Annotated in this window: 21 protein-coding genes; 19 read left to right on the plus strand and 2 right to left on the minus strand. The window is 32.9% G+C overall.

Annotated features, from left to right (window positions below; translation table 11 throughout):
- Window positions 1-21 precede the first annotated feature (21 nt).
- Both ABMY20_RS14845 and ABMY20_RS14850 read right to left on the minus strand, forming a co-directional pair.
- Entirely contained in the window at window positions 22-2,550 is a 2,529-nt protein-coding gene (locus ABMY20_RS14845) for a DUF5686 family protein (protein WP_073182570.1), read from the minus strand.
- A gap of 77 nt (window positions 2,551-2,627) precedes the next feature.
- A complete protein-coding gene (locus ABMY20_RS14850; protein ID WP_047790318.1) occupies window positions 2,628-3,608 on the minus strand; it encodes a pyruvate dehydrogenase complex E1 component subunit beta in 981 nt (326 codons plus the stop codon).
- Window positions 3,609-3,823: 215 nt separating this feature from the next.
- Here ABMY20_RS14850 and ABMY20_RS14855 point away from each other — a divergent pair, with 215 nt between their 5' ends.
- The 19 genes from ABMY20_RS14855 (at window position 3,824) to ABMY20_RS14945 (ending at window position 19,220) form a co-directional block, all read left to right on the plus strand.
- On the plus strand, window positions 3,824-4,564 hold the full coding sequence (locus ABMY20_RS14855; protein WP_073182571.1) for an electron transfer flavoprotein subunit beta/FixA family protein: 741 nt from the start codon (window positions 3,824-3,826) through the stop codon (window positions 4,562-4,564).
- A gap of 105 nt (window positions 4,565-4,669) precedes the next feature.
- Entirely contained in the window at window positions 4,670-5,623 is a 954-nt protein-coding gene (locus tag ABMY20_RS14860) for an electron transfer flavoprotein subunit alpha/FixB family protein (RefSeq protein WP_173359351.1), read from the plus strand.
- 148 nt (window positions 5,624-5,771) lie between these two features.
- A complete protein-coding gene (locus tag ABMY20_RS14865) occupies window positions 5,772-6,380 on the plus strand; it encodes a bifunctional nuclease family protein (protein WP_047790315.1) in 609 nt (202 codons plus the stop codon).
- A 15-nt stretch (window positions 6,381-6,395) separates the two neighbouring features.
- Window positions 6,396-8,141 carry a nucleoside transporter C-terminal domain-containing protein gene (locus ABMY20_RS14870; protein ID WP_073182573.1) on the plus strand — a complete coding sequence of 582 codons (1,746 nt, stop codon included), beginning with the start codon at window positions 6,396-6,398 and terminating at the stop codon, window positions 8,139-8,141.
- Window positions 8,142-8,246: 105 nt separating this feature from the next.
- On the plus strand, window positions 8,247-8,429 hold the full coding sequence (locus tag ABMY20_RS14875; RefSeq protein WP_047790313.1) for a hypothetical protein: 183 nt from the start codon (window positions 8,247-8,249) through the stop codon (window positions 8,427-8,429).
- A 114-nt stretch (window positions 8,430-8,543) separates the two neighbouring features.
- Complete coding sequence (locus ABMY20_RS14880) at window positions 8,544-9,368, plus strand: thymidylate synthase (RefSeq protein ID WP_349265666.1); 825 nt, start codon at window positions 8,544-8,546, stop codon at window positions 9,366-9,368.
- Window positions 9,369-9,432: 64 nt separating this feature from the next.
- Window positions 9,433-9,618 (plus strand): hypothetical protein, encoded by a 186-nt coding sequence (locus ABMY20_RS14885; RefSeq protein WP_047790311.1) that lies wholly within the window; start codon window positions 9,433-9,435, stop codon window positions 9,616-9,618.
- 18 nt (window positions 9,619-9,636) lie between these two features.
- Window positions 9,637-10,122, plus strand: a complete 486-nt coding sequence (locus tag ABMY20_RS14890) for a dihydrofolate reductase (RefSeq protein ID WP_349265667.1) — start codon at window positions 9,637-9,639, stop codon at window positions 10,120-10,122.
- A 56-nt stretch (window positions 10,123-10,178) separates the two neighbouring features.
- On the plus strand, window positions 10,179-11,072 hold the full coding sequence (gene gldA / locus ABMY20_RS14895; protein WP_159489005.1) for a gliding motility-associated ABC transporter ATP-binding subunit GldA: 894 nt from the start codon (window positions 10,179-10,181) through the stop codon (window positions 11,070-11,072).
- A 282-nt stretch (window positions 11,073-11,354) separates the two neighbouring features.
- A complete protein-coding gene (locus ABMY20_RS14900; RefSeq protein ID WP_047790308.1) occupies window positions 11,355-11,930 on the plus strand; it encodes a DUF4255 domain-containing protein in 576 nt (191 codons plus the stop codon).
- 6 nt (window positions 11,931-11,936) lie between these two features.
- Window positions 11,937-13,007, plus strand: a complete 1,071-nt coding sequence (locus tag ABMY20_RS14905) for a hypothetical protein (RefSeq protein WP_349265668.1) — start codon at window positions 11,937-11,939, stop codon at window positions 13,005-13,007.
- Window positions 13,008-13,036: 29 nt separating this feature from the next.
- Window positions 13,037-14,986 carry a phage tail sheath C-terminal domain-containing protein gene (locus ABMY20_RS14910; protein WP_349265669.1) on the plus strand — a complete coding sequence of 650 codons (1,950 nt, stop codon included), beginning with the start codon at window positions 13,037-13,039 and terminating at the stop codon, window positions 14,984-14,986.
- A 44-nt stretch (window positions 14,987-15,030) separates the two neighbouring features.
- Window positions 15,031-15,477, plus strand: coding sequence for a phage tail protein (locus ABMY20_RS14915; protein ID WP_349265670.1), 447 nt, complete (start codon window positions 15,031-15,033; stop codon window positions 15,475-15,477).
- Window positions 15,477-15,914: a phage tail protein gene (locus ABMY20_RS14920; RefSeq protein ID WP_047790304.1), complete on the plus strand. Its 438-nt coding sequence runs from the start codon at window positions 15,477-15,479 to the stop codon at window positions 15,912-15,914. Before ABMY20_RS14915 ends, ABMY20_RS14920 begins: the two co-directional genes overlap by 1 nt.
- A gap of 1 nt (window position 15,915) precedes the next feature.
- Window positions 15,916-16,077, plus strand: coding sequence for a DUF5908 family protein (locus ABMY20_RS14925; protein WP_164505160.1), 162 nt, complete (start codon window positions 15,916-15,918; stop codon window positions 16,075-16,077).
- Window positions 16,077-16,763, plus strand: a complete 687-nt coding sequence (locus ABMY20_RS14930; protein ID WP_349265671.1) for a LysM peptidoglycan-binding domain-containing protein — start codon at window positions 16,077-16,079, stop codon at window positions 16,761-16,763. Before ABMY20_RS14925 ends, ABMY20_RS14930 begins: the two co-directional genes overlap by 1 nt.
- Entirely contained in the window at window positions 16,764-18,509 is a 1,746-nt protein-coding gene (vgrG, locus tag ABMY20_RS14935) for a type VI secretion system tip protein VgrG (protein WP_349265672.1), read from the plus strand. It begins immediately after the preceding gene.
- Between the two features lie 4 nt (window positions 18,510-18,513).
- On the plus strand, window positions 18,514-18,804 hold the full coding sequence (locus ABMY20_RS14940; RefSeq protein ID WP_173359354.1) for a PAAR domain-containing protein: 291 nt from the start codon (window positions 18,514-18,516) through the stop codon (window positions 18,802-18,804).
- Between the two features lie 2 nt (window positions 18,805-18,806).
- Window positions 18,807-19,220: a GPW/gp25 family protein gene (locus ABMY20_RS14945; protein WP_047790300.1), complete on the plus strand. Its 414-nt coding sequence runs from the start codon at window positions 18,807-18,809 to the stop codon at window positions 19,218-19,220.

The raw sequence follows: 19,220 nt of genomic DNA on the forward strand, positions 1-19,220 counted from the left end.
ATTTTATGGTTAAATGTATGATTATAAGCCGGGTTTAATACCAATACGGATAGCAAATTTAGGTGTTGGAGCAACAATTGATCCTGCAGGAGGTGTATAATTACTTCTCCAAATAGCGTCAATTCTCAGAAAACGTAAGTTACCATATCCAATATTTTCTAATCCTACACTGTATTCGTAATATAGTTTGTTTGGAGCGTTATAGTTAACATTATGCGCTCCACTACTATTGACTAATCCATCATTTATAGCTCTATTTTGTTGAGAAATGTTCCCGTAAGCAGCTCTAAAAGAAACTAAGCTTCTTAGTTTTAGTTTTTTTAATAGGGGTATTCTATTTAGAATATAACCATTAAAATGGTGTTCAAAATGTCCTGCCAAATATTCATCAGCTACAAAATCGTAGTAATTTAGTAGCGCGAAAGTGTCTTTAACTAAAGAAAATGTTTGGTTGGCAGGGATAGGGCTTAATAAGGCAACTGGAACTGTTCCAAATGTTTTTCCAGCTTCAAAACTAGCGTCTAAAGTTCCGAATTTACTTAATAAAATAGGTTGGCTGTATTTAAACTGAATTTTATCGTAACTGTGAGTTCCGTTAAAAGGCCCTTTGTAACCTCTTCGGTAGTTCAGTACAAAAGTAGGGAATACATTTCGTCCAAAACGCCTTTCTACCCCCAGTCCATATACAAACCTTCCGGGAGTGAAAGAAACATAAATATCAGAAGCCACATCAGTAACTTGTGATTGAATATTTCCGTTTTCATCTCTGTAATTCATAGAGAAATCTTTCTCAGAAGCTGATTTAATTTTTGAGTGAGAAAAATTAAAACCTACATGTAAGTTTTGCTGAATTTGATAATCAAAGTTTGCAGCTATTTTTTCAACATCAGATAAAAAGAAATTGTCTCCTCTTGAAAATAATGCAGTTGTTCCAAAGCTTCTTCCTAAAAGTTGTGTTGTGTTTAAAAGAGTACTACCGAGTTGCTCAATATCGTTTTGGTATGCAACTCCAACGGCAATTCTAGGTTTGTAAGATAAAAGATAACGTGCTTCTGCACCATATTTTACTCGTTCGTCTTTAAAGCCGTAAGCAATATGCCCACCTAAACGAAAACGATCGTCTTTGGTTACAAAGGTTCTGAATCCAACTTTAGTTCTAAAGCCTTCTACTTGGTTACTGGCAAAAGCAGTCCACAAAGGTCCAATTTGAACACCTAGTTTGGTGTTTATATAACCACTGGCTACCGTGTTTATTAATCCTGTTAAATTTTTTATTTGTTTTTTTTCTTTAACACTTTCAATTAGTTTGTGTGTTTTTTTACTTTCATCGGTTTGAATATTTTTCCAGTAAGAATCTTCTTTTTCATATTGATCAGGTCTAATTTTCTCAATAGTTTGTTCATAGAAGTTTTTAGGAAGAGCTTTGTTTAAGACATAATTCTTAAAAGTAATATCTTTTTTAATTGTTAATCCTTTATTGCTTTCGTTTTTATCGATGAATGTAAAATCACCTTCATAAGCATTTTTGGTAGGGATGTAAATACTGTCGTTTCGTACCTCAAACTCTTTTTCAAAGCTAAGTCCTCTTACAAAGTTTAAATTAATACTTTTATGAACTTTCATTTTTAATTTTTTGATAGAAAAATTTTTGTCAGCTACCCAAAAATTACCTTGAAAGGCCAAATCTCCATCGCGCCTTGGAAAGAAATAAATATTGTAAAGCTTTTTATTGTTGTTTACGACACTATCGTAAAGAACATAGTCATATGTAGAAAAACCATCAGTAGATAAAGGACTGATAAAAGGCTTTTGAAGTAATGTAATGTTGTTTTTAAAAACATCAATATTTTGAAAGGTGTTGGCCATTCGGTCAAAAATAAAACCCTGAGCACTAAGTCCTTCTGATTTCTCAGCCTCTATGTCTTCTCTGATATTATTATTTTTGTTGTCTCCATACACATTGGCAACTTGTTCATTTAAATAAATAGGGATATAATAGTTTATTCCGTCGCTATCATACTTTATTTCTTGAAGTGCTTGTTTGTATTCTTTCTTAAATATCTTTTTTAAGAAAAGAGTGTCTAAATTATTAAGACCTATTTCTATGGATGTGTTTTTTTTGTATTGATAATGATCAACTAAATCAAGTCCATTTTTTCTTTTACGTTTCCAAATTTCTTTTAAAATTCTATAAGCAGGATTTTCTTTTTTCTTTAACCTTTTTTTAGGTTTGGTAACGATAACAACTTCTTCAAGTTCATTACTTTCTTCTTTTAAAACAATATTCAAAAACTTTGTTTTTTGACTCACTTTAATAGTGTGAGTTTGAAAACCTACAAAGGAAATTTCTAGTGTGCCCCTATATTTGTTGGTTTTTAGGAAAAACTTTCCATTATCGTCTGTTGTGGTTCCATAAGTGGTGTTTTTTAGAATTACATTAACGAAAGGCATAGGAGTGTCAAATTCGTCAACCACTTTACCTTGTATAGTTAATTGTGCACTTAAAATACTGGTAGTTAGTAGCAGTAATAAGGTAAGAAGATGTTTCATTATTTTTTTTACTACAAAATCCTTTTGACCTGAGTCAAAAGGATTTTAATTTATTTTTCAATTTCTTTTTTCTTCAATTACTTGCGGTACATCACTTCTTTTACTGCTGAAATAACATCATTCGCATTAGGTAACCATTCTTCCAATAATACTGGAGAATAAGGTGCAGGAGCGTCGGCAGTTGTAATTCTTTTAATAGGAGCATCTAAATAATCAAATGCTTCGTCTTGTACCCTAAAAGTAATTTCTGATGAAACACTACCAAATGGCCAAGCTTCTTCTAAAATAACTAATCTATTTGTCTTCTTAACAGACTCTAAAATAGCTTTATGATCCATCGGACGAACTGTGCGTAAATCAATAATTTCAATAGAAATACCTTCTTTAGCTAATTCGTCAGCAGCTTTGTATGCTTCTTTAATAATTTTACCAAAAGAAACTACCGTAACATCGGTACCTTCTCTTTTAATATCAGCAACTCCAATAGGGATGATATATTCTCCTTCAGGAATTTCCATTTTATCACCATACATTTGTTCAGACTCCATAAAAATAACTGGATCATCATCTCGAATAGCAGCTTTTAATAAACCTTTAGCATCGTATGGATTAGAAGGAACAATTACTTTTAATCCTGGGCAGTTTGCATACCAACTTTCAAAAGCTTGTGAGTGGGTTGCTGCTAATTGACCTGCAGAAGCTGTTGGTCCACGAAAAACAATAGGGCAGTTGAATTGTCCACCACTCATTTGACGGATTTTTGCAGCATTGTTAATAATTTGGTCTATTCCTACTAAAGAGAAATTAAAAGTCATATACTCAACAATAGGGCGGTTACCATTCATTGCTGATCCTACAGCAATACCACCAAAGCCTAGTTCGGCAATAGGAGCATCAATAACACGTTTGTCACCAAACTCGTCTAGCATTCCTTTACTGGCTTTATATGCTCCGTTATACTCAGCAACTTCTTCACCGATTAAATAAATGCTTTCATCTCTACGCATTTCTTCGCTCATTGCTTCGCAAACGGCTTCTCTAAATTGTACTGTTTTCATACGTTTTATAAGTAGTTGTTTATCAAGAGTGCAAAAATAATAAAAATAGGGGTAATATTGTAGTTTTAAAAACAACAAATGATTATGTAATAATAATACCTTAATTTTGAGACTGATTAATGTTAAGAAAAAAATTTATTATGCACGCATAATAAATTAAAAAAAATCCTTAACTTCGTGGCATAAAATTAAGTTTCTTTAAAACAACGATATATATGAAAATATTAGTTTGTATCAGTCATGTACCTGATACTACTTCAAAAATCAACTTTACTGATAACGATACAAAGTTTGATACTAACGGGGTTCAATATGTTATTAATCCATACGACGAGTTTAGCTTAACTCGTGCCATGTGGTTTAAAGAAAAGCAAGGAGCGAGTGTAACTGTAGTGAATGTTGGAGGAGCTTCTACAGAGCCTACTTTACGTAAAGCGTTAGCAATTGGAGCAGATGATGCAATTCGTGTAAACGCTGAACCAACTGACGGTTTTATGGTAGCTAAAGAATTAGCTGAAGTTGTTAAAAATGGAGGATATGATTTAGTATTAGCAGGAAAAGAATCAGCAGACTATAACGGACAAATGGTTCCTGGAATGTTAGCTTCTTTGTTAGATTTTAACTTTGTTAATGGATGTGTTGGTGTAGAGGTAGACGGAACAAATGTTACTTTGAATAGAGAGATTGATGGAGGTGAAGAAAAAGTATCCTCTACTTTACCAATGGTGATAGCAGGTCAAAAAGGAATTGTAGAAGAAAAAGATTTACGCATTCCTAATATGAGAGGTATTATGATGGCACGTAAAAAACCATTAAACGTGGTAGAACCAACTGGAGCAACAGCAGCAACAGCAACTCAAAACTTTGAAAAACCAGCACCAAAAGGAGCTGTTAAGTTAGTTGATAATGTTGATGATTTAATTGATTTATTACATAACGAAGCAAAAGTAATTTAATCAGTTGAACTGTTTTAATAGAGTTTAAAAGAAAGAATAAAAATACTTGTTAGTGCTTAGTTAATGATTAAAAACTGACCACTAACGACTAAAAAATAAATAAATATGTCTGTATTAGTTTTTGCCGATTCATCGGAAGGAAAATTCAAAAAAACAGCTTTTGAAGTTGTTTCATACGGAAAAAAAGTAGCAGAACAATTAGGAAGCGACTTAGTAGTATTAACTATTAATGGAAGTGATGCTTCTGAATTATATACTTACGGAGCAGAGAAAGTAGTAGAGGTAAAGAATGACTTATCTTCATTCAATGCTAAAGCATATGCTTCAATTATTAAACAAGTAGCAGAAGCAAAAGGAGCTAACACTGTAATTATCGATTCTAGTGTTGATGGGTTAACTTTAGCTCCATTAGTTGCTGTAGGTTTAGAAGCTGGATATGCTTCAAATGCGGTAGCATTACCAAGTAGCACTAGTCCTTTTGTTGTTAAGAGAAAAGCATTCTCAAATAAAGGATTCAACAATACTGAAATCTCAACTGAGAAAAAAGTAATAGGTGTTGCTAAAAATTCTTACGGAGCACATGAAAATTCAGTAAGTGGTTCTGCTGAGAGTTTTGATGCTACATTACCTGAATTAGGAGTTAAATCTGAAAATATTAATAGAGCAACTGGTAAAGTTACTATTGCTGATGCTGATATTGTTGTTTCTGCAGGTAGAGGTTTAAAAGGACCTGAAAACTGGGGAATGGTTGAAGAGTTAGCTGATGTTTTAGGTGCTGCAACTGCATGTTCTAAGCCTGTATCTGATTTAGGATGGCGTCCTCATAGCGAACACGTTGGTCAAACTGGTAAGCCTGTAGCTTCAAACTTATACATAGCTATAGGTATTTCAGGTGCAATTCAGCATTTAGCAGGAATTAATGCATCTAAAGTAAAAGTAGTTGTTAACACAGATCCAGAAGCACCTTTCTTTAAAGCTGCTGATTATGGTATTGTTGGTGATGCTTTTGAAGTTGTACCTCAGTTAGTAGAAAAATTAAAAGCTTTTAAACAAGCATAAAATAGTGGTAATTTTTTCTTTTTCTAGAAATTAGAGTTCAACTCATAATTTTTAGTAAATTGTGCCCACTTTAGAAGGCTGTCTAAAATTTTAAGCAAAAGGCCTAAATTTAGACAGTTTTTTTGTATTTTATGATGATTGATTGTACATGAGTTTAATTAAACTAACTATAAAAGGGATTTCGTATAGCCAAACACAAAGTGGGGCATATGCTTTAGTGCTAAGTGAAATGGAGGGAACCAGAACACTTCCTATAATCATAGGAGCGTTTGAGGCACAATCAATAGCAATAGCCTTGGAAAAAGAAATCCGTCCACCAAGACCACTTACTCACGATTTATTTAAAACGTTTTCTGATCGATTCTCTATCACCGTTAAACAAGTAATTATACACAAGTTAGTTGATGGAGTATTTTATTCAAGCTTAATTTGTGAAAGAGAAGGAATAGAAGAGGTTATTGATACAAGAACATCAGATGCTATAGCATTGGCAGTTCGATTTGAAGCTCCAATTTTTACATATGAAAACATTTTAGATAAAGCAGGTATTTATCTAAAAATGGATGAAGAATTAACAATTGAAGAAGATTTAGAATCTGATGAAGATGAAATCGAGTTTTCAATAGAAGAAGAAGGAAAGGATAATTACTCACACTTGTCACTTAAAGAATTACACGAACAACTTAACGATGCTGTAGCCAATGAAAATTATGAGTTGGCAGCTAGAATTCGTGATGAAATCAGCAAACGTTCTTAATTTAAAATATTAAAAATGAAGAAACTATTTACTTTCATAATGCTTTGCGTTACGATGATAACTTTTAGCCAAAGCATTGAAAAAAAGTGGAATTTCTCATCAATTACAACAACAGAAGGAGATTCAATTGTTTCTATAGATCCTACAGATATTTTTACTTTATCAGAAGGAAACTTTACATACTCTTTAGTAGAAAAAGATAGTTTACAAGCTTCAGGAAACTATATTCATCAAAACAACTTATTAATTTTTAACTACAAGCAACCAAACGATACAGTTCGTTATTACAACGTGGTTGAATTAACAGATGAAGTTTTAACTCTCTCAGAAAAAAACATACTATATAATTTCACAACAGAACCAATAGTTGTTTTAGGGAAAGACGTTGAAGAAGTAGTCAGTAAAACAAAAAAGATAATTCCAAGTCAAGGTTTTTCGATGCAAAGTTTGTGGAGAGGAGCTCTAGGGATGATAACATTACTAATTATTGCTTTTTTATTTAGTGCAAACCGAAGAGGTATTGATTGGAAAACAGTAGGATTAGGGTTGGCTTTTCAGTTATTAATAGCAATTGGGGTTTTAAAAGTTCCTTTTGTTCAAAAAACATTTGAGCTAGTTGGAGGCTTGTTTGTAAGTGTGTTAGACTTTACAAGAGCAGGAAGTGAGTTTTTATTTAGCGGTTTAGTTGCTGATATGGATTCTTTTGGATTCATCTTTGCTTTTCAAGTACTACCTACCATTATATTTTTCTCGGCATTAACATCAGTATTGTTTTATTTAGGACTAATACAAAAAGTAGTAAAAGGCTTAGCTTGGTTATTATCTAAGTTTTTAAAAATATCAGGAGCTGAAAGTTTATCAGTAGCAGGAAATATTTTCTTAGGTCAAACAGAAGCACCTTTATTAATTAAGGCATACTTAGAAAAAATGAACCGTTCTGAAATCTTGTTAGTAATGATAGGAGGAATGGCAACCGTAGCAGGAGCAGTATTAGCAGCTTATATAGGGTTTTTAGGAGGAGATGATGAAGCGTTACGCTTATTATATGCAAAACATCTATTAGCAGCATCTGTAATGGCAGCACCAGGAGCTATTATCATTTCCAAGATATTATACCCACAAACAGAAGAAGTAAATACAGATGTACAGGTTTCATCAGAAAAAATTGGTTCAAATATTTTAGATGCTATAGCTAATGGAACAACTGAAGGCTTACAATTGGCAATGAATGTTGCAGCTATGTTATTAGTTTTTATTGCTTTTATAGCCATGATAAATGGTATTTTAGGAAGTATAGGAGGTTTTGATGGAATTGAATATTTTGATTGGAAATTTACTTCCTTGAATAAATTAATTGAAGGAACTACACCTTATGAAGCATTGTCATTAGAATTTATTTTAGGTTATGCTTTCGCTCCTTTAATGTGGTTAATTGGTGTTGCTAAAGAAGATATGGCATTAATGGGACAGCTATTAGGTATTAAATTAGCTGCAAGTGAGTTTGTAGGATATATCCAGTTAGCTGATTTAAAAAATGCAGCAAGCGCTACACATTTAACCTATAACAAGTCAGTAATTATGGCTACGTATATGTTGTGCGGTTTTGCCAATTTTGCTTCTATAGGAATTCAAATAGGAGGAATAGGTTCTTTAGCACCAGGTCAACGTAAAAATTTATCTGAGTTTGGAATGAAAGCCCTAGTTGGAGGTACAATTGCTTCACTAATGTCTGCAACCATAGCAGGGATGATTATAGGATAAAAATAAAAGGTTATAGGTAATTGATTGTTTTTTAATACAATAGTTTTGTTTATTCTTTTTTTTTGATATATTTATACCAATATTAACCCCCAAATTAAATCTATCATGAATAAACTTAAAAGTTTAAAAGGAATTAAAGTGTTATCAAAAAATGAGCAAAACCAAGTTAGCGGAGGTCGTTATACCTATTGTAAAGGTACACGCATGTGTTGTACAAGATTTGCAAATGGTCAAGAGTTTTGTGACTACGGTTACTGTCAAAGTAATGGAACTTGTGTTTGGGCATAGTTATAGTTGATAACTTATTAATATAATTTTAAAAGCATCTACATTTTTTGTAGATGCTTTTTTATTTTTACGTTGTTAAACAGTTCAAGAATTTTAACGATTAAAAGTAGAAGGATGAAGCAGTATCACGATTTAGTAAAACACGTTTTAGAAAACGGAAACGAGAAAGGAGATAGAACAGGAACAGGAACAAAAAGTGTTTTTGGGTATCAAATGAGATTTGATTTAAGTAATGGGTTTCCTATGGTAACAACTAAGAAGTTACACCTAAAATCGATTATTTATGAATTATTATGGTTTATAAAAGGTGATACAAATATTAAGTATTTGCAAGAAAATGGTGTACGTATATGGAATGAATGGGCTGATGAAAATGGTGATTTAGGTCCAGTGTACGGACATCAGTGGCGTAACTGGAATAGTGATGAAATAGATCAGTTAAAAGAAGTAATTGAAACCTTAAAAAGTAATCCAAACAGCCGTAGAATGTTAGTGTCTGCATGGAATCCTTCTGTGTTACCAGATACATCAAAGTCATTTGCAGAAAATGTAGCGAATGGTAAAGCAGCACTTCCACCATGTCATGCCTTTTTTCAATTTTATGTAGCAGACGGGAAACTTTCATGTCAATTGTACCAACGTAGCGCAGATATATTTTTAGGAGTTCCTTTTAATATTGCATCGTATGCTTTATTTACAATGATGGTTGCACAAGTTTGTGGTTATGAATCAGGAGAATTTATTCACACATTTGGTGATGCCCATATATATAATAATCATATGGAGCAATTAGAATTGCAATTATCACGTGAACCAAAACCTCTTCCTAAAATGAAAATTAATTCAGCCATAAAAAATATTGAAGATTTTACTTTTGAAGATTTTGAATTGGTTGGTTATGATCCGCATCCTCACATAAAAGGAGTTGTGGCAGTCTAATTTAACTTTATTTTATATATATTGTTTAGTAGCTTTGTAAGAAATCACTAAAAAAGTTATAAAAATGAATATAGACGTTGATGTTTTAAAAGAAGATCTCTACGATAAAATAGCCGAAATTAATGATGAAAATGTGTTAAAAGCAATCCACACGTTAGTTGATAACATGAAAAATGAAACTTTTGAAGAGGCTACAACAGAAAAAAGAGATCTTACAGGATATATTAAAGAATGGGTGAAAAATATGTAAGCCACACAAACTAAACTTATGATTACACTCATAGCTGCAATTGCAAAAAACAATGCTTTAGGGAAAGATAATGACTTAATTTGGCACTTACCTGCCGATTTAAAACGCTTTAAAAAAGTTACTACAGGGCATCCTATTTTAATGGGACGAAATACTTTTGAAAGTATTGGAAAGCCTTTGCCTAATCGTACATCTATAATAATTACTCGAAACAATAATTACTTTGTTGATGGCTGTTTAATGGCTAATAGTATTGAGCATGCTATAGAGTTGACTGAAGGAAAAGATGCATTTATTATAGGTGGAGCACAAATTTATAAGGATGCTTTAGAACAAAATTTAGTTGATAGGTTAGATATAACTCTTATACATCACGAATTCGAAGCAGATGCTTTTTTCCCTGAAATAAATATGGAAATATGGAAAGAAGTAGCAAGGGAAGATTTTAAAGCTGATGAAAAAAATAAATATGACTATAGCTTCGTTTCTTATGAGAAGCGTTAACTTTTGTTATCCTAAACTTGTTTTAGAATTTCATCCTTATACTCAGAAAACTCAAAATGTCAATACAACTTACTGAAATATCAAAAACTTACGGAACACAAAAAGCAGTAAATAATATTTCCTTTTCAGCAAAAAAAGGAGAAATAGTTGGTTTTTTAGGCCCCAATGGAGCTGGGAAATCTACAACAATGAAAATCTTAACAGGGTTTATTCAGCCTTCAGAAGGAACTGTATTGGTAAGTGGAATTGATGTAATATCAAATCCTATTGAAGCACAAAAAAAGATAGGTTATTTACCAGAGCATAATCCGTTGTACCTGGATATGTATGTGCGAGAGTATTTACAGTTTCAAGCATCTCTACACAATATAAAAAACTCTAAGGTTAATGAGACTATTGAAAAAGTAGGGTTAACGATTGAAGCACACAAGAAAATTAATCAACTATCTAAAGGATATCGCCAGAGAGTTGGTTTAGCTGCGGCTATACTACATGACCCAGAAGTGTTGATTCTAGATGAACCAACAACAGGATTAGATCCAAATCAATTAGTTGAAATACGTCAATTAATCAAAGAACTAGGAAAAGATAAAACAGTACTACTATCTACACACATTATGCAAGAAGTAGAAGCAATGTGTGACAGAGTTATAATTATTAATAAAGGAGAAATAGTAATTAACAAACCCATTTCAGAACTTAAAACAGATAATGAACAAGTAATTAAAGTAACGTTTGATTATAAATTAGAAGAACAGTTTATAAAACGCTTACCTAATATAGTATCGTATAAAAACACTCTAGAAAATAACTGGATACTTGTTTTTAATTCAAAAGAAGATATGCGTCCATTAATTTTTGACTTTGCACAAGAAAATGGGTTAAAAATTTTAGGATTAAATACCGAAAATAAAAACTTAGAAAGTTTATTTAGAGAGTTAACTCAATAGAAAAATAACAACCTAAAAAGAAAGACTCCTTGCATACATTATGTAAGGAGTTTTTTGTTTTACTTACTAGGTATCTCCAAAATTTAAGCCTTACTATTTAAAAAAGTAAGGGTGATTTCCCCCTTTTTACTACCTGTAATTCTATTAGAAAATATTTAGGAGAAACTACTTTTTTAAAAGAGTTTTTCATTGCGGTTACTCTTGGGAAGAGCGATTAATTTTACAATGTCTGATTGCTAACCCTTCAATCTACAAGCAAAACTAACCAAACTTACTATTAAAATGATTTTTGAAATATTACAAATCATTACCGAAGAATTAAATGATTATTTCGATGAAAAAGCTGTAGACCTATCAAATATAGCTATGGCTGACGGAGATGGAAATTCCCCAGCAAACACTCCAGATATTTCATTAACATTAATCAATACACAAGAAGAATTTGCGCTAAAAAATACTTCTAATAATCGTGTAGAAGGAACTACAGTTAGTTACAGAAACCCAAAAGTATATTTAAACCTTTATGTTTTATTCAGTGTAGATAAATCCAGTTATGCTGAATCTTTAAAGAGTTTAACAAAAATATTAGCCTTTTTCCAGGGGAAAAAAGTATTCACACATCAAAACACCAACTTTGAAGGTATAGATGGGTTAGGAGACTTAAAGACGTTTAAGTTTATTACCCAACTATATACACCTTCTTTTGAAGAGTTAAATTATATATGGGGAACCTTAGGAGGTAAGCAATACCCATCTGTACTTTACAAAATAACATTACTAGAAATAGAAAGGGATGTTGTAACTAATGAAGGAACAGTAGTCTCAGGTATTGAACAACAATCAATAATTAAAAATTAAAAGATTATGTATAAAACACTGTTCAATATCAATATATACCACTCTTACTTCCTAAACGAAGGAGAACGAACTTTTTTCGAATTAAATGGAGGAAATAATGGAGTAACACCTCTTACAGATGAAGAAAAAAAACGTTTAGAAGAACAATATGATATCAGCAAGTTTCTATCAATTCAACCTACTGAAGAAACTAGAAAAAGTTTAAAAAATCACAGACTATTACTTAGAAACGATAAAAAGGGAGTTCGAGTACTAACAGAAACAATAAAAGTAACTACAGAAGAAGGAAATCAAGAAGTAGATAGATATAGTCCAATAATTACCTTATCTGATTCACTAATGTTAACTTTTTACTTAAAAGTACACCATCCTTATTTTGAAAATTTTTCTAACATAATTGAAAAGAAGGAGGAGCAACTATATTACTTATCAAACAAAAGCTCTTCAGCAATTAATTTATTTGAAACAATATCGGAGGTAAAAAAGTGGAACTCATTTTTGATTTCAGATAGTGAAACAAGAAAGCTTTTACATCAACTAGAAAGTGAAAAGGAGTTTGATACAACTACGCCAAACTTAGTAACCATAGCAAACATTGATACTTCAGAATTAGATGTTATAGAGACTAAAATAACGAACGCCATTCCTCTAAATGAAGAAGAGCAAAAGGTGATAGATGCTATCAATTCTTTTGTAAAAAGAATTAAAAATAGTGGAGTAATAGGTGTTGTTCAAATCCAGATGTTAGGAGACAACAATACCAATTTAACAGAAGAAATATTAGCTAAGAATGAAGAAACTGAAGTCTTTGATGTCTCAAAACAATGCTTGCTAAAAGAGTTTCCTGAGTTTGCTATTTGTATTGAAAATAGAAGCACATTTTGGCGTTACACGAAAAGAAGTGAAAACCTTGTAATGACTACGTCAGAAGAAAAACCATTGACACTTAATGGGCGTGTAGAAGTAGATAAACAAGACGTTATACCAGAACCACAAGAAGATTATTATTTCCCAAATCCTACTCCAGAAAGTATTAAGAAAGAGTCGCAAGACTATTATTCGGAAGTATTTATATAAACAAAAATTAAAATTTAAAACAAGTAATTATGTCAGCGTACAAAACACCAGGAGTCTACGTAGAGGAAATTGTAAAGTTTCCTCCATCAGTAGCTCAAGTAGAAACAGCAATTCCGGCTTTTATTGGTTATACTGAAAAGGCAACCAGAAAAGTAAAAGGAGATTTAAAAGGAACACCTACACGAATCAGCTCTATGTTAGAGTATGAAATGTACTTTGGTGTGGCAAAAGCAGAAACAGGCATTGAGGTAACTGTAGAAGATGGAAAAGTGTCTGTAGAAGCTCCAAATAGTGCAGAAAAGTCACCTTTTTTAATGTACTATAGTTTACAATTATACTTTGCCAATGGAGGCGGTCCTTGCTATATTACTTCTGTAGGTAGGTATGGTGAATCAAACTTATTAGATGGTAGCGATTCACAAGTAACAGCCATTACTTCCGATTCAGATTTTAATGATGGATTAGCTGAAGTAAGAAAAGTAGATGAAGTAACTTTAATAGTGTTTCCTGATGCAACTGCATTAACAGATGACACCACTTTTTACAGCCTATATAACTCAGCGTTAACGCAATGTAATGAATTACAAGACCGTTTTACAATTATAGATACTAGAACCTATGATACTATAGACGCTTCTTTTCCAAACGTAGGCATTTTAAGAGATAGAATAAGTTCAGACAAAAATTATCTTAAATATGGAGCCGCTTATTATCCATTTATAAAAACTATTCTAGATTATAGTTATGATGAATCTTCTACAAATGTTACAATAAGTACAGCGTTACCCAGAAATATTCAAGCAGAAGCTCAGTTGATTGCAACGGGAATAGATACGACCGATTTATCTACTTTTTTAACAGAGATTGTAGCAATATCTACTACTGTTGATAATCTGTCTGGGCCCGATGAAAATACAGATGCAGTTGCCGAAGTTCCTAATATAGTAGCAAGAATTAATAGCATTAAAAACTACTTAAGCAACTTAGAAGTTGAGTTGAACAAAGCATTAAATTTGGCAAGAACAGATGGTGCTGCAGTTACTGAAGCAAATGCTTTAGACACTTGGATAACTAATGAGATCGAAACATTACAGCTAGAATTAAATAAAGTGAAGGATCGTCTGAATGACGATGATTCTAAAATTACAGTTTTCAATGAAATCTCAGAAACTACAACAAACAATCCTTCTTTACAGAGAGCTCTTGGAATTCATAATGACTCTACAGAATCTATCGTAGATAAAATTAACACATTAATAGCTTCAGGAGAGCTTGATGATTTAATAACAAACTTACCTACATCTAGTGGAAGTGCCACAGTAAAGGCGTTAGATGTTATAAAAACTGAAGATGATGCTCTTTATAATCAAATAAAAGCTGAAATATCCAACTTACCATTAATATTACCTCCAAGTAGTTCCATAGCAGGTGTTTATGCAAGAGTTGATTCTGATAGAGGTGTATGGAAAGCACCAGCTAATGTAAGTTTAAATTATGTAATTGAGCCAACCGTTAACATTTCTCACGAAGCACAAAGGGACTTGAATGTAGATACAGTAGCAGGTAAATCAATAAATGCAATTCGATCTTTTGTAGGTAAAGGAAATCTAGTATGGGGAGCAAGAACTCTTGCAGGAAATGACAATGAATGGAGATATGTATCTGTAAGACGTTTCTTCAACATGGCAGAAGAGTCAATCAAAAAAGCAACAGAACAATTTGTTTTTGAACCTAATGATAAAAACACTTGGGTGCGTGTAAAAGCAATGATTGATAATTTCTTAACACAACAATGGAGAGCAGGAGCACTTGCAGGTCCTACGCCAGAAAAAGCATTTTATGTAAGTGTTGGTTTAGGAGAAACCATGACAGCTCAAGATGTTTTAGAAGGAAACATGATCATAGAAATAGGTATGGCAGTAGTACGTCCAGCTGAATTTATCATCCTTAAATTCTCTCACAAAATGCAAGAAGCATAAGTAAACTAACTAACCAAAAAATTATAAATAAAAAATAAAGAATCATGGCAGAATCATATCCAATGCCAAAGTTTTCCTTCGAGGTAACCTTTGGAGATACGAAATTTAATTGTACAGAAGTATCAGGGTTAAGTTTTGATAATAAAGTAATAGAATATCGTGGAGGAGCAGATAAAGAATACCACAAATCAAAACAACCAGGCTTGTTCGAGTATAGTAACATTACTATGAAGAGAGGAACCTTTGTAGATGAAAGTAAACAGTTTTATAAACAATGGGCTAAAACAGTTTATTTCCAAGAAGGAGGTGAGCAGTTTAGAGGAGACTTAACCATCAGGTTATTAGATGAGACAGGGCAACCAGCAGTAGTATGGGAAGCTCAGAATGCTTATATCACTAAAGTACAGCCTACAGATTTAAAAGCTGATGGTAATGAAATTGCCATTGAAACTGCTGAATGGGCAATTGAGAAGCTAAAAATGTCATCGTAATGAGCTATCATCCACCAGTAGGATTTAGTTTTAAAGTAGAGTTTGAAGACATCTCAACTTCAAGCGGCGACAACTCATTTCAATCAGTTTCAGGTCTCACGGTAGACCTTGAAACTGAAGAAATAGCCGAAGGAGGAGAAAATAGATTCAAACACAAAATACCTGTACGTTCCAAATACCCAAATTTAGTACTGAAAAGAGGGATGCTTGTAGACTCGGAAGTAATCAAGTGGTGTAAAAAAGCTTTAGGAAACTTTGAAATACAACCCGTAAACATCAATGTAATGTTATTAGGAGAAGACGAACAAGCCATACAAACTTGGAATGTAAAACATGCATATCCTGTAAAATGGAATGTAGGTGACTTTAACGCTGAAGAAAGTAAACTGGTTATTGAAACACTTGAGTTAACCTATAATTATTTTAAAATAGTATAAGATGCCTATTACCATCAAAGAACTACATATCAAGATTAATGTGGATGAGAAATCAGAATCACAAGGAAAAACAAGTGGATCAAAAAACGGAAATACTGCAGCTATAGTTTCAGCATGTGTGGAAGAAGTAATGGATATTCTTGAAAGGCAAAAACAACGATAATGAGTCAAGGAGAGTTAAAAAAATTAGTAATAAAGGCCTATTCTGACGATAAGTTTAAGGATGAAGTAGCCAATGGAGAGTTTACAACATTAGTAAACCCAGAAAAGTATATGATTGCTTATAAGCCAGAATATACTGAAGAGCAAGGGCAAGGTACAAGTGGCTCTCAACCTAAGTTTACAAGAATACCTCCTCAAGAATTAGATTTAGATCTGTTGTTTGATAGTAGTGGAGCCATTGACGGAAAAAGTGATCTAAAAGATGGAATCATAGATAAAATTGAAGCATTTAAAAAAATTGTTTTTGAATACAAAGGAGAAGAGCACAAACCTAACTATTTAATGATTAAATGGGGAGCTCTCCTTTTTAAAGGCTCTTTAGTCGATCTTTCTATAGAGTATAAATTGTTTGCACCAGACGGAACACCTTTACGTGCCAATGCAAAATTAAAAGTAAAAGGAACTGTTGATGATGATTTACGAGTAGCAAGAGAAAATAATCAGTCGCCAGATTTAACACATTATCGTAAAGTAAAGTCAGGAGACACTTTGCCACTTATGTGTCATCGTATTTATGGAGACTCCAAGTATTATTTGGAAGTAGCTCGTGTTAATAAAATAATGCAGTTCAGGAAATTACAACCTGGGCAAGAAATTTTTTTTCCACCCTTACAAAAATTCGCATAAATGAATAATACAGGAACTATACAAACTTCAAAAAGTGCCGATTTAGTCACTTTTAAAATCTTGATTGGAGGAGAAGAACTTTCCAAACAATATGAGGTGAAAAATATTACTGTTTCAAAAGAAGTAAATAAAATACCAACCGCTCAAATTATTTTAATTGATGGAGAAGCTTCACAGAGAGATTTTAAGTTAAGTAACGAAGAGTTGTTAATTCCAGGAAAAGAAGTTGAGGTTACGGCAGGGTATCATTCAGATGAAGAAACCATTTTTAAAGGAATAGTTATTAAACATAACCTAAGAATTAGAGTCAATTCAGCACAGTTGATTGTTGAATGTAAAGACGAAGCTGTGAAAATGACGGTAGGTAGAAAAAGCAAGTATTTTTACGAAAGCACCGATAGCGACATTTTTGAAGAAATCATTGGAAATTATGGTTTAGCTAAAGAGGTAGAATCTACAAATTACAATCATGCAGAATTAGTACAATACAATGCGTCAGATTGGGATTTTGTAGTTTCAAGAGCCCAAGCAAATGGGAAACTGTGTTTTGTTGATGATGGAACCATTACCATAGCCAAACCCAATGTAAGTCAGTCAGAAATTGAAACCGTAACCTTCGGTAGTTCCTTATTAGATTTTGATGCAGAAATAGACGCACGTCATCAAGTTAAAAAAGTAGCAGCTTATAGTTGGAATCATGCTGACCAAGAAGTAGTCGAAATTGAAGGGAAAGACCCAAATGTAAGTTTAAACGGAAACTTATCTGTTTCAGATTTAAACAAAACGATAGGTTTAGAAAGTATGGAGTTACGACACGGAGGTGTTGTTACCGATACCGAACTGCAAGATTGGGCAGATGCCAAATGGTTATTTCAACAATTGGCAAAAGTAAGAGGACGTGTAAAGTTTCAAGGAATCCCGTCAGTAAAACCAAACACCATTTTAAAACTAGAAGGTGTAGGAGACCGATTTAACGGAAATGTATATGTAACAGGAGTTCAACATGTAATTTCAGAAGGAAATTGGATAGTCAATGCACAGTTTGGATTATCAACAGAATGGTTTTCTGAAACCTTTGAAATCTCAGCAAAACCAGCTTCAGGATTATTACCAGCTATTCAAGGCTTACAAGTAGGAATTGTTTCTCAATTAGAAGAAGACCCTGACGGAGAAGATAGGATTCTAGTGCAAATTCCCATAGTAAATAACGAAGAAGAAGGTATTTGGTGTAGAGTAGCCTCACCCGATGCAGGAGAAAATAGAGGCATTTTCTTTCGTCCTGAAATAGGAGATGAGGTGATTGTAGGGTTTATCAATGATGATCCTAATGATGCTATTGTTTTAGGAATGTTACATAGTAGCGCAAAACCATCTCCAATCACAGCAACCGATGATAATCACGAAAAAGGAATCATTACAAGAAGTGAAATGAAGGTATTGTTTGATGACGACAAAAAAATAATCACCATTGAAACACCCGCAGGAAAAATGATTACGCTGGATGAAGATGAAGGAGCCATAACGATTGAAGATGATAACTCTAATATAATTACGATAAACAGCGATGGAATATCAATGGAAAGTGCTGGAGATATTTCATTAAAAGCGTCAGGAGATGTAACTATTGAAGGAACTAATGTGAGTATAGCAGCAAATGCAGAATTTAAAGCAGAAGGCAGTGCTGGAGCAGAAGTTTCAACAAGCGCTATAGCAGTTTTAAAAGGTTCATTAGTTCAAATAAATTAAAAAAATGGGGAATCCAGCAGCAAGAATAACAGACATGCATGTATGCCCAATGGTAACAGGAACGGTTCCTCACGTTGGAGGACCAATTTTACCAGCAGGAGAACCTACCGTATTAATTGGAGGATTACCTGCGGCGAGAGTAGGTGATATGGCTACTTGTACCGGACCACCAGATAGTATAGTGGCTGGTTCAGGAACAGTATTAATAGGTGGAATGCCAGCAGCAAGAATGGGAGATAGTACTTCACATGGAGGAACTATTGTGTTAGGAGAACCAACAGTTTTAATAGGATAATAATGGAAAATAAAAAAGCATTTTTAGGAATAGGTTGGGGTTTTCCGCCAGAGTTTTCAAAAGATCTAAGTGAAGTCATTATGATTTCTGAAGAAGAAGACATTAAAAGTAGTTTAGAAATACTGTTAACTACTCGATTAGGAGAACGTGTTATGCTTCCTAATTACGGTTGCAACTTACAAGAGCTTCTTTTTGAAAAGTTAGATAGAACGCTAATAACCTATGCTAAAGATTTAATAGAAACAGCAATTTTATATCACGAACCAAGAATTGATGTGATTCATATTGATGTTTCAGAAACAGATCCTTTAGAAGGAATGTTGATTATAAAAATTGAATATAGAATTAGAGCTACAAATAGTAGAACCAATGTGGTTTTCCCTTTTTATAAAGGAGAAGGAACCGATATAAACTAA

Origin of the sequence: Tenacibaculum sp. SSH1-16, from assembly GCF_040104435.1 — a bacterium.
GTDB classification, from domain to species: domain Bacteria; phylum Bacteroidota; class Bacteroidia; order Flavobacteriales; family Flavobacteriaceae; genus Polaribacter; species Polaribacter mesophilus.

What these genes read in the sequence shown, in the direction of transcription:
- ABMY20_RS14845 (WP_073182570.1), bottom strand. Translation starts at nt 2,550, where the DNA reads ATGAAACATCTTCTTACCTTATTACTGCTACTAACTACCAGTATTTTA.
- ABMY20_RS14850 (WP_047790318.1), bottom strand. Translation starts at nt 3,608, where the DNA reads ATGAAAACAGTACAATTTAGAGAAGCCGTTTGCGAAGCAATGAGCGAA.
- ABMY20_RS14855 (WP_073182571.1), top strand. Translation starts at nt 3,824, where the DNA reads ATGAAAATATTAGTTTGTATCAGTCATGTACCTGATACTACTTCAAAA.
- ABMY20_RS14860 (WP_173359351.1), top strand. Translation starts at nt 4,670, where the DNA reads ATGTCTGTATTAGTTTTTGCCGATTCATCGGAAGGAAAATTCAAAAAA.
- ABMY20_RS14865 (WP_047790315.1), top strand. Translation starts at nt 5,772, where the DNA reads ATGAGTTTAATTAAACTAACTATAAAAGGGATTTCGTATAGCCAAACA.
- ABMY20_RS14870 (WP_073182573.1), top strand. Translation starts at nt 6,396, where the DNA reads ATGAAGAAACTATTTACTTTCATAATGCTTTGCGTTACGATGATAACT.
- ABMY20_RS14875 (WP_047790313.1), top strand. Translation starts at nt 8,247, where the DNA reads ATGAATAAACTTAAAAGTTTAAAAGGAATTAAAGTGTTATCAAAAAAT.
- ABMY20_RS14880 (WP_349265666.1), top strand. Translation starts at nt 8,544, where the DNA reads ATGAAGCAGTATCACGATTTAGTAAAACACGTTTTAGAAAACGGAAAC.
- ABMY20_RS14885 (WP_047790311.1), top strand. Translation starts at nt 9,433, where the DNA reads ATGAATATAGACGTTGATGTTTTAAAAGAAGATCTCTACGATAAAATA.
- ABMY20_RS14890 (WP_349265667.1), top strand. Translation starts at nt 9,637, where the DNA reads ATGATTACACTCATAGCTGCAATTGCAAAAAACAATGCTTTAGGGAAA.
- gldA (WP_159489005.1), top strand. Translation starts at nt 10,179, where the DNA reads ATGTCAATACAACTTACTGAAATATCAAAAACTTACGGAACACAAAAA.
- ABMY20_RS14900 (WP_047790308.1), top strand. Translation starts at nt 11,355, where the DNA reads ATGATTTTTGAAATATTACAAATCATTACCGAAGAATTAAATGATTAT.
- ABMY20_RS14905 (WP_349265668.1), top strand. Translation starts at nt 11,937, where the DNA reads ATGTATAAAACACTGTTCAATATCAATATATACCACTCTTACTTCCTA.
- ABMY20_RS14910 (WP_349265669.1), top strand. Translation starts at nt 13,037, where the DNA reads ATGTCAGCGTACAAAACACCAGGAGTCTACGTAGAGGAAATTGTAAAG.
- ABMY20_RS14915 (WP_349265670.1), top strand. Translation starts at nt 15,031, where the DNA reads ATGGCAGAATCATATCCAATGCCAAAGTTTTCCTTCGAGGTAACCTTT.
- ABMY20_RS14920 (WP_047790304.1), top strand. Translation starts at nt 15,477, where the DNA reads ATGAGCTATCATCCACCAGTAGGATTTAGTTTTAAAGTAGAGTTTGAA.
- ABMY20_RS14925 (WP_164505160.1), top strand. Translation starts at nt 15,916, where the DNA reads ATGCCTATTACCATCAAAGAACTACATATCAAGATTAATGTGGATGAG.
- ABMY20_RS14930 (WP_349265671.1), top strand. Translation starts at nt 16,077, where the DNA reads ATGAGTCAAGGAGAGTTAAAAAAATTAGTAATAAAGGCCTATTCTGAC.
- vgrG (WP_349265672.1), top strand. Translation starts at nt 16,764, where the DNA reads ATGAATAATACAGGAACTATACAAACTTCAAAAAGTGCCGATTTAGTC.
- ABMY20_RS14940 (WP_173359354.1), top strand. Translation starts at nt 18,514, where the DNA reads ATGGGGAATCCAGCAGCAAGAATAACAGACATGCATGTATGCCCAATG.
- ABMY20_RS14945 (WP_047790300.1), top strand. Translation starts at nt 18,807, where the DNA reads ATGGAAAATAAAAAAGCATTTTTAGGAATAGGTTGGGGTTTTCCGCCA.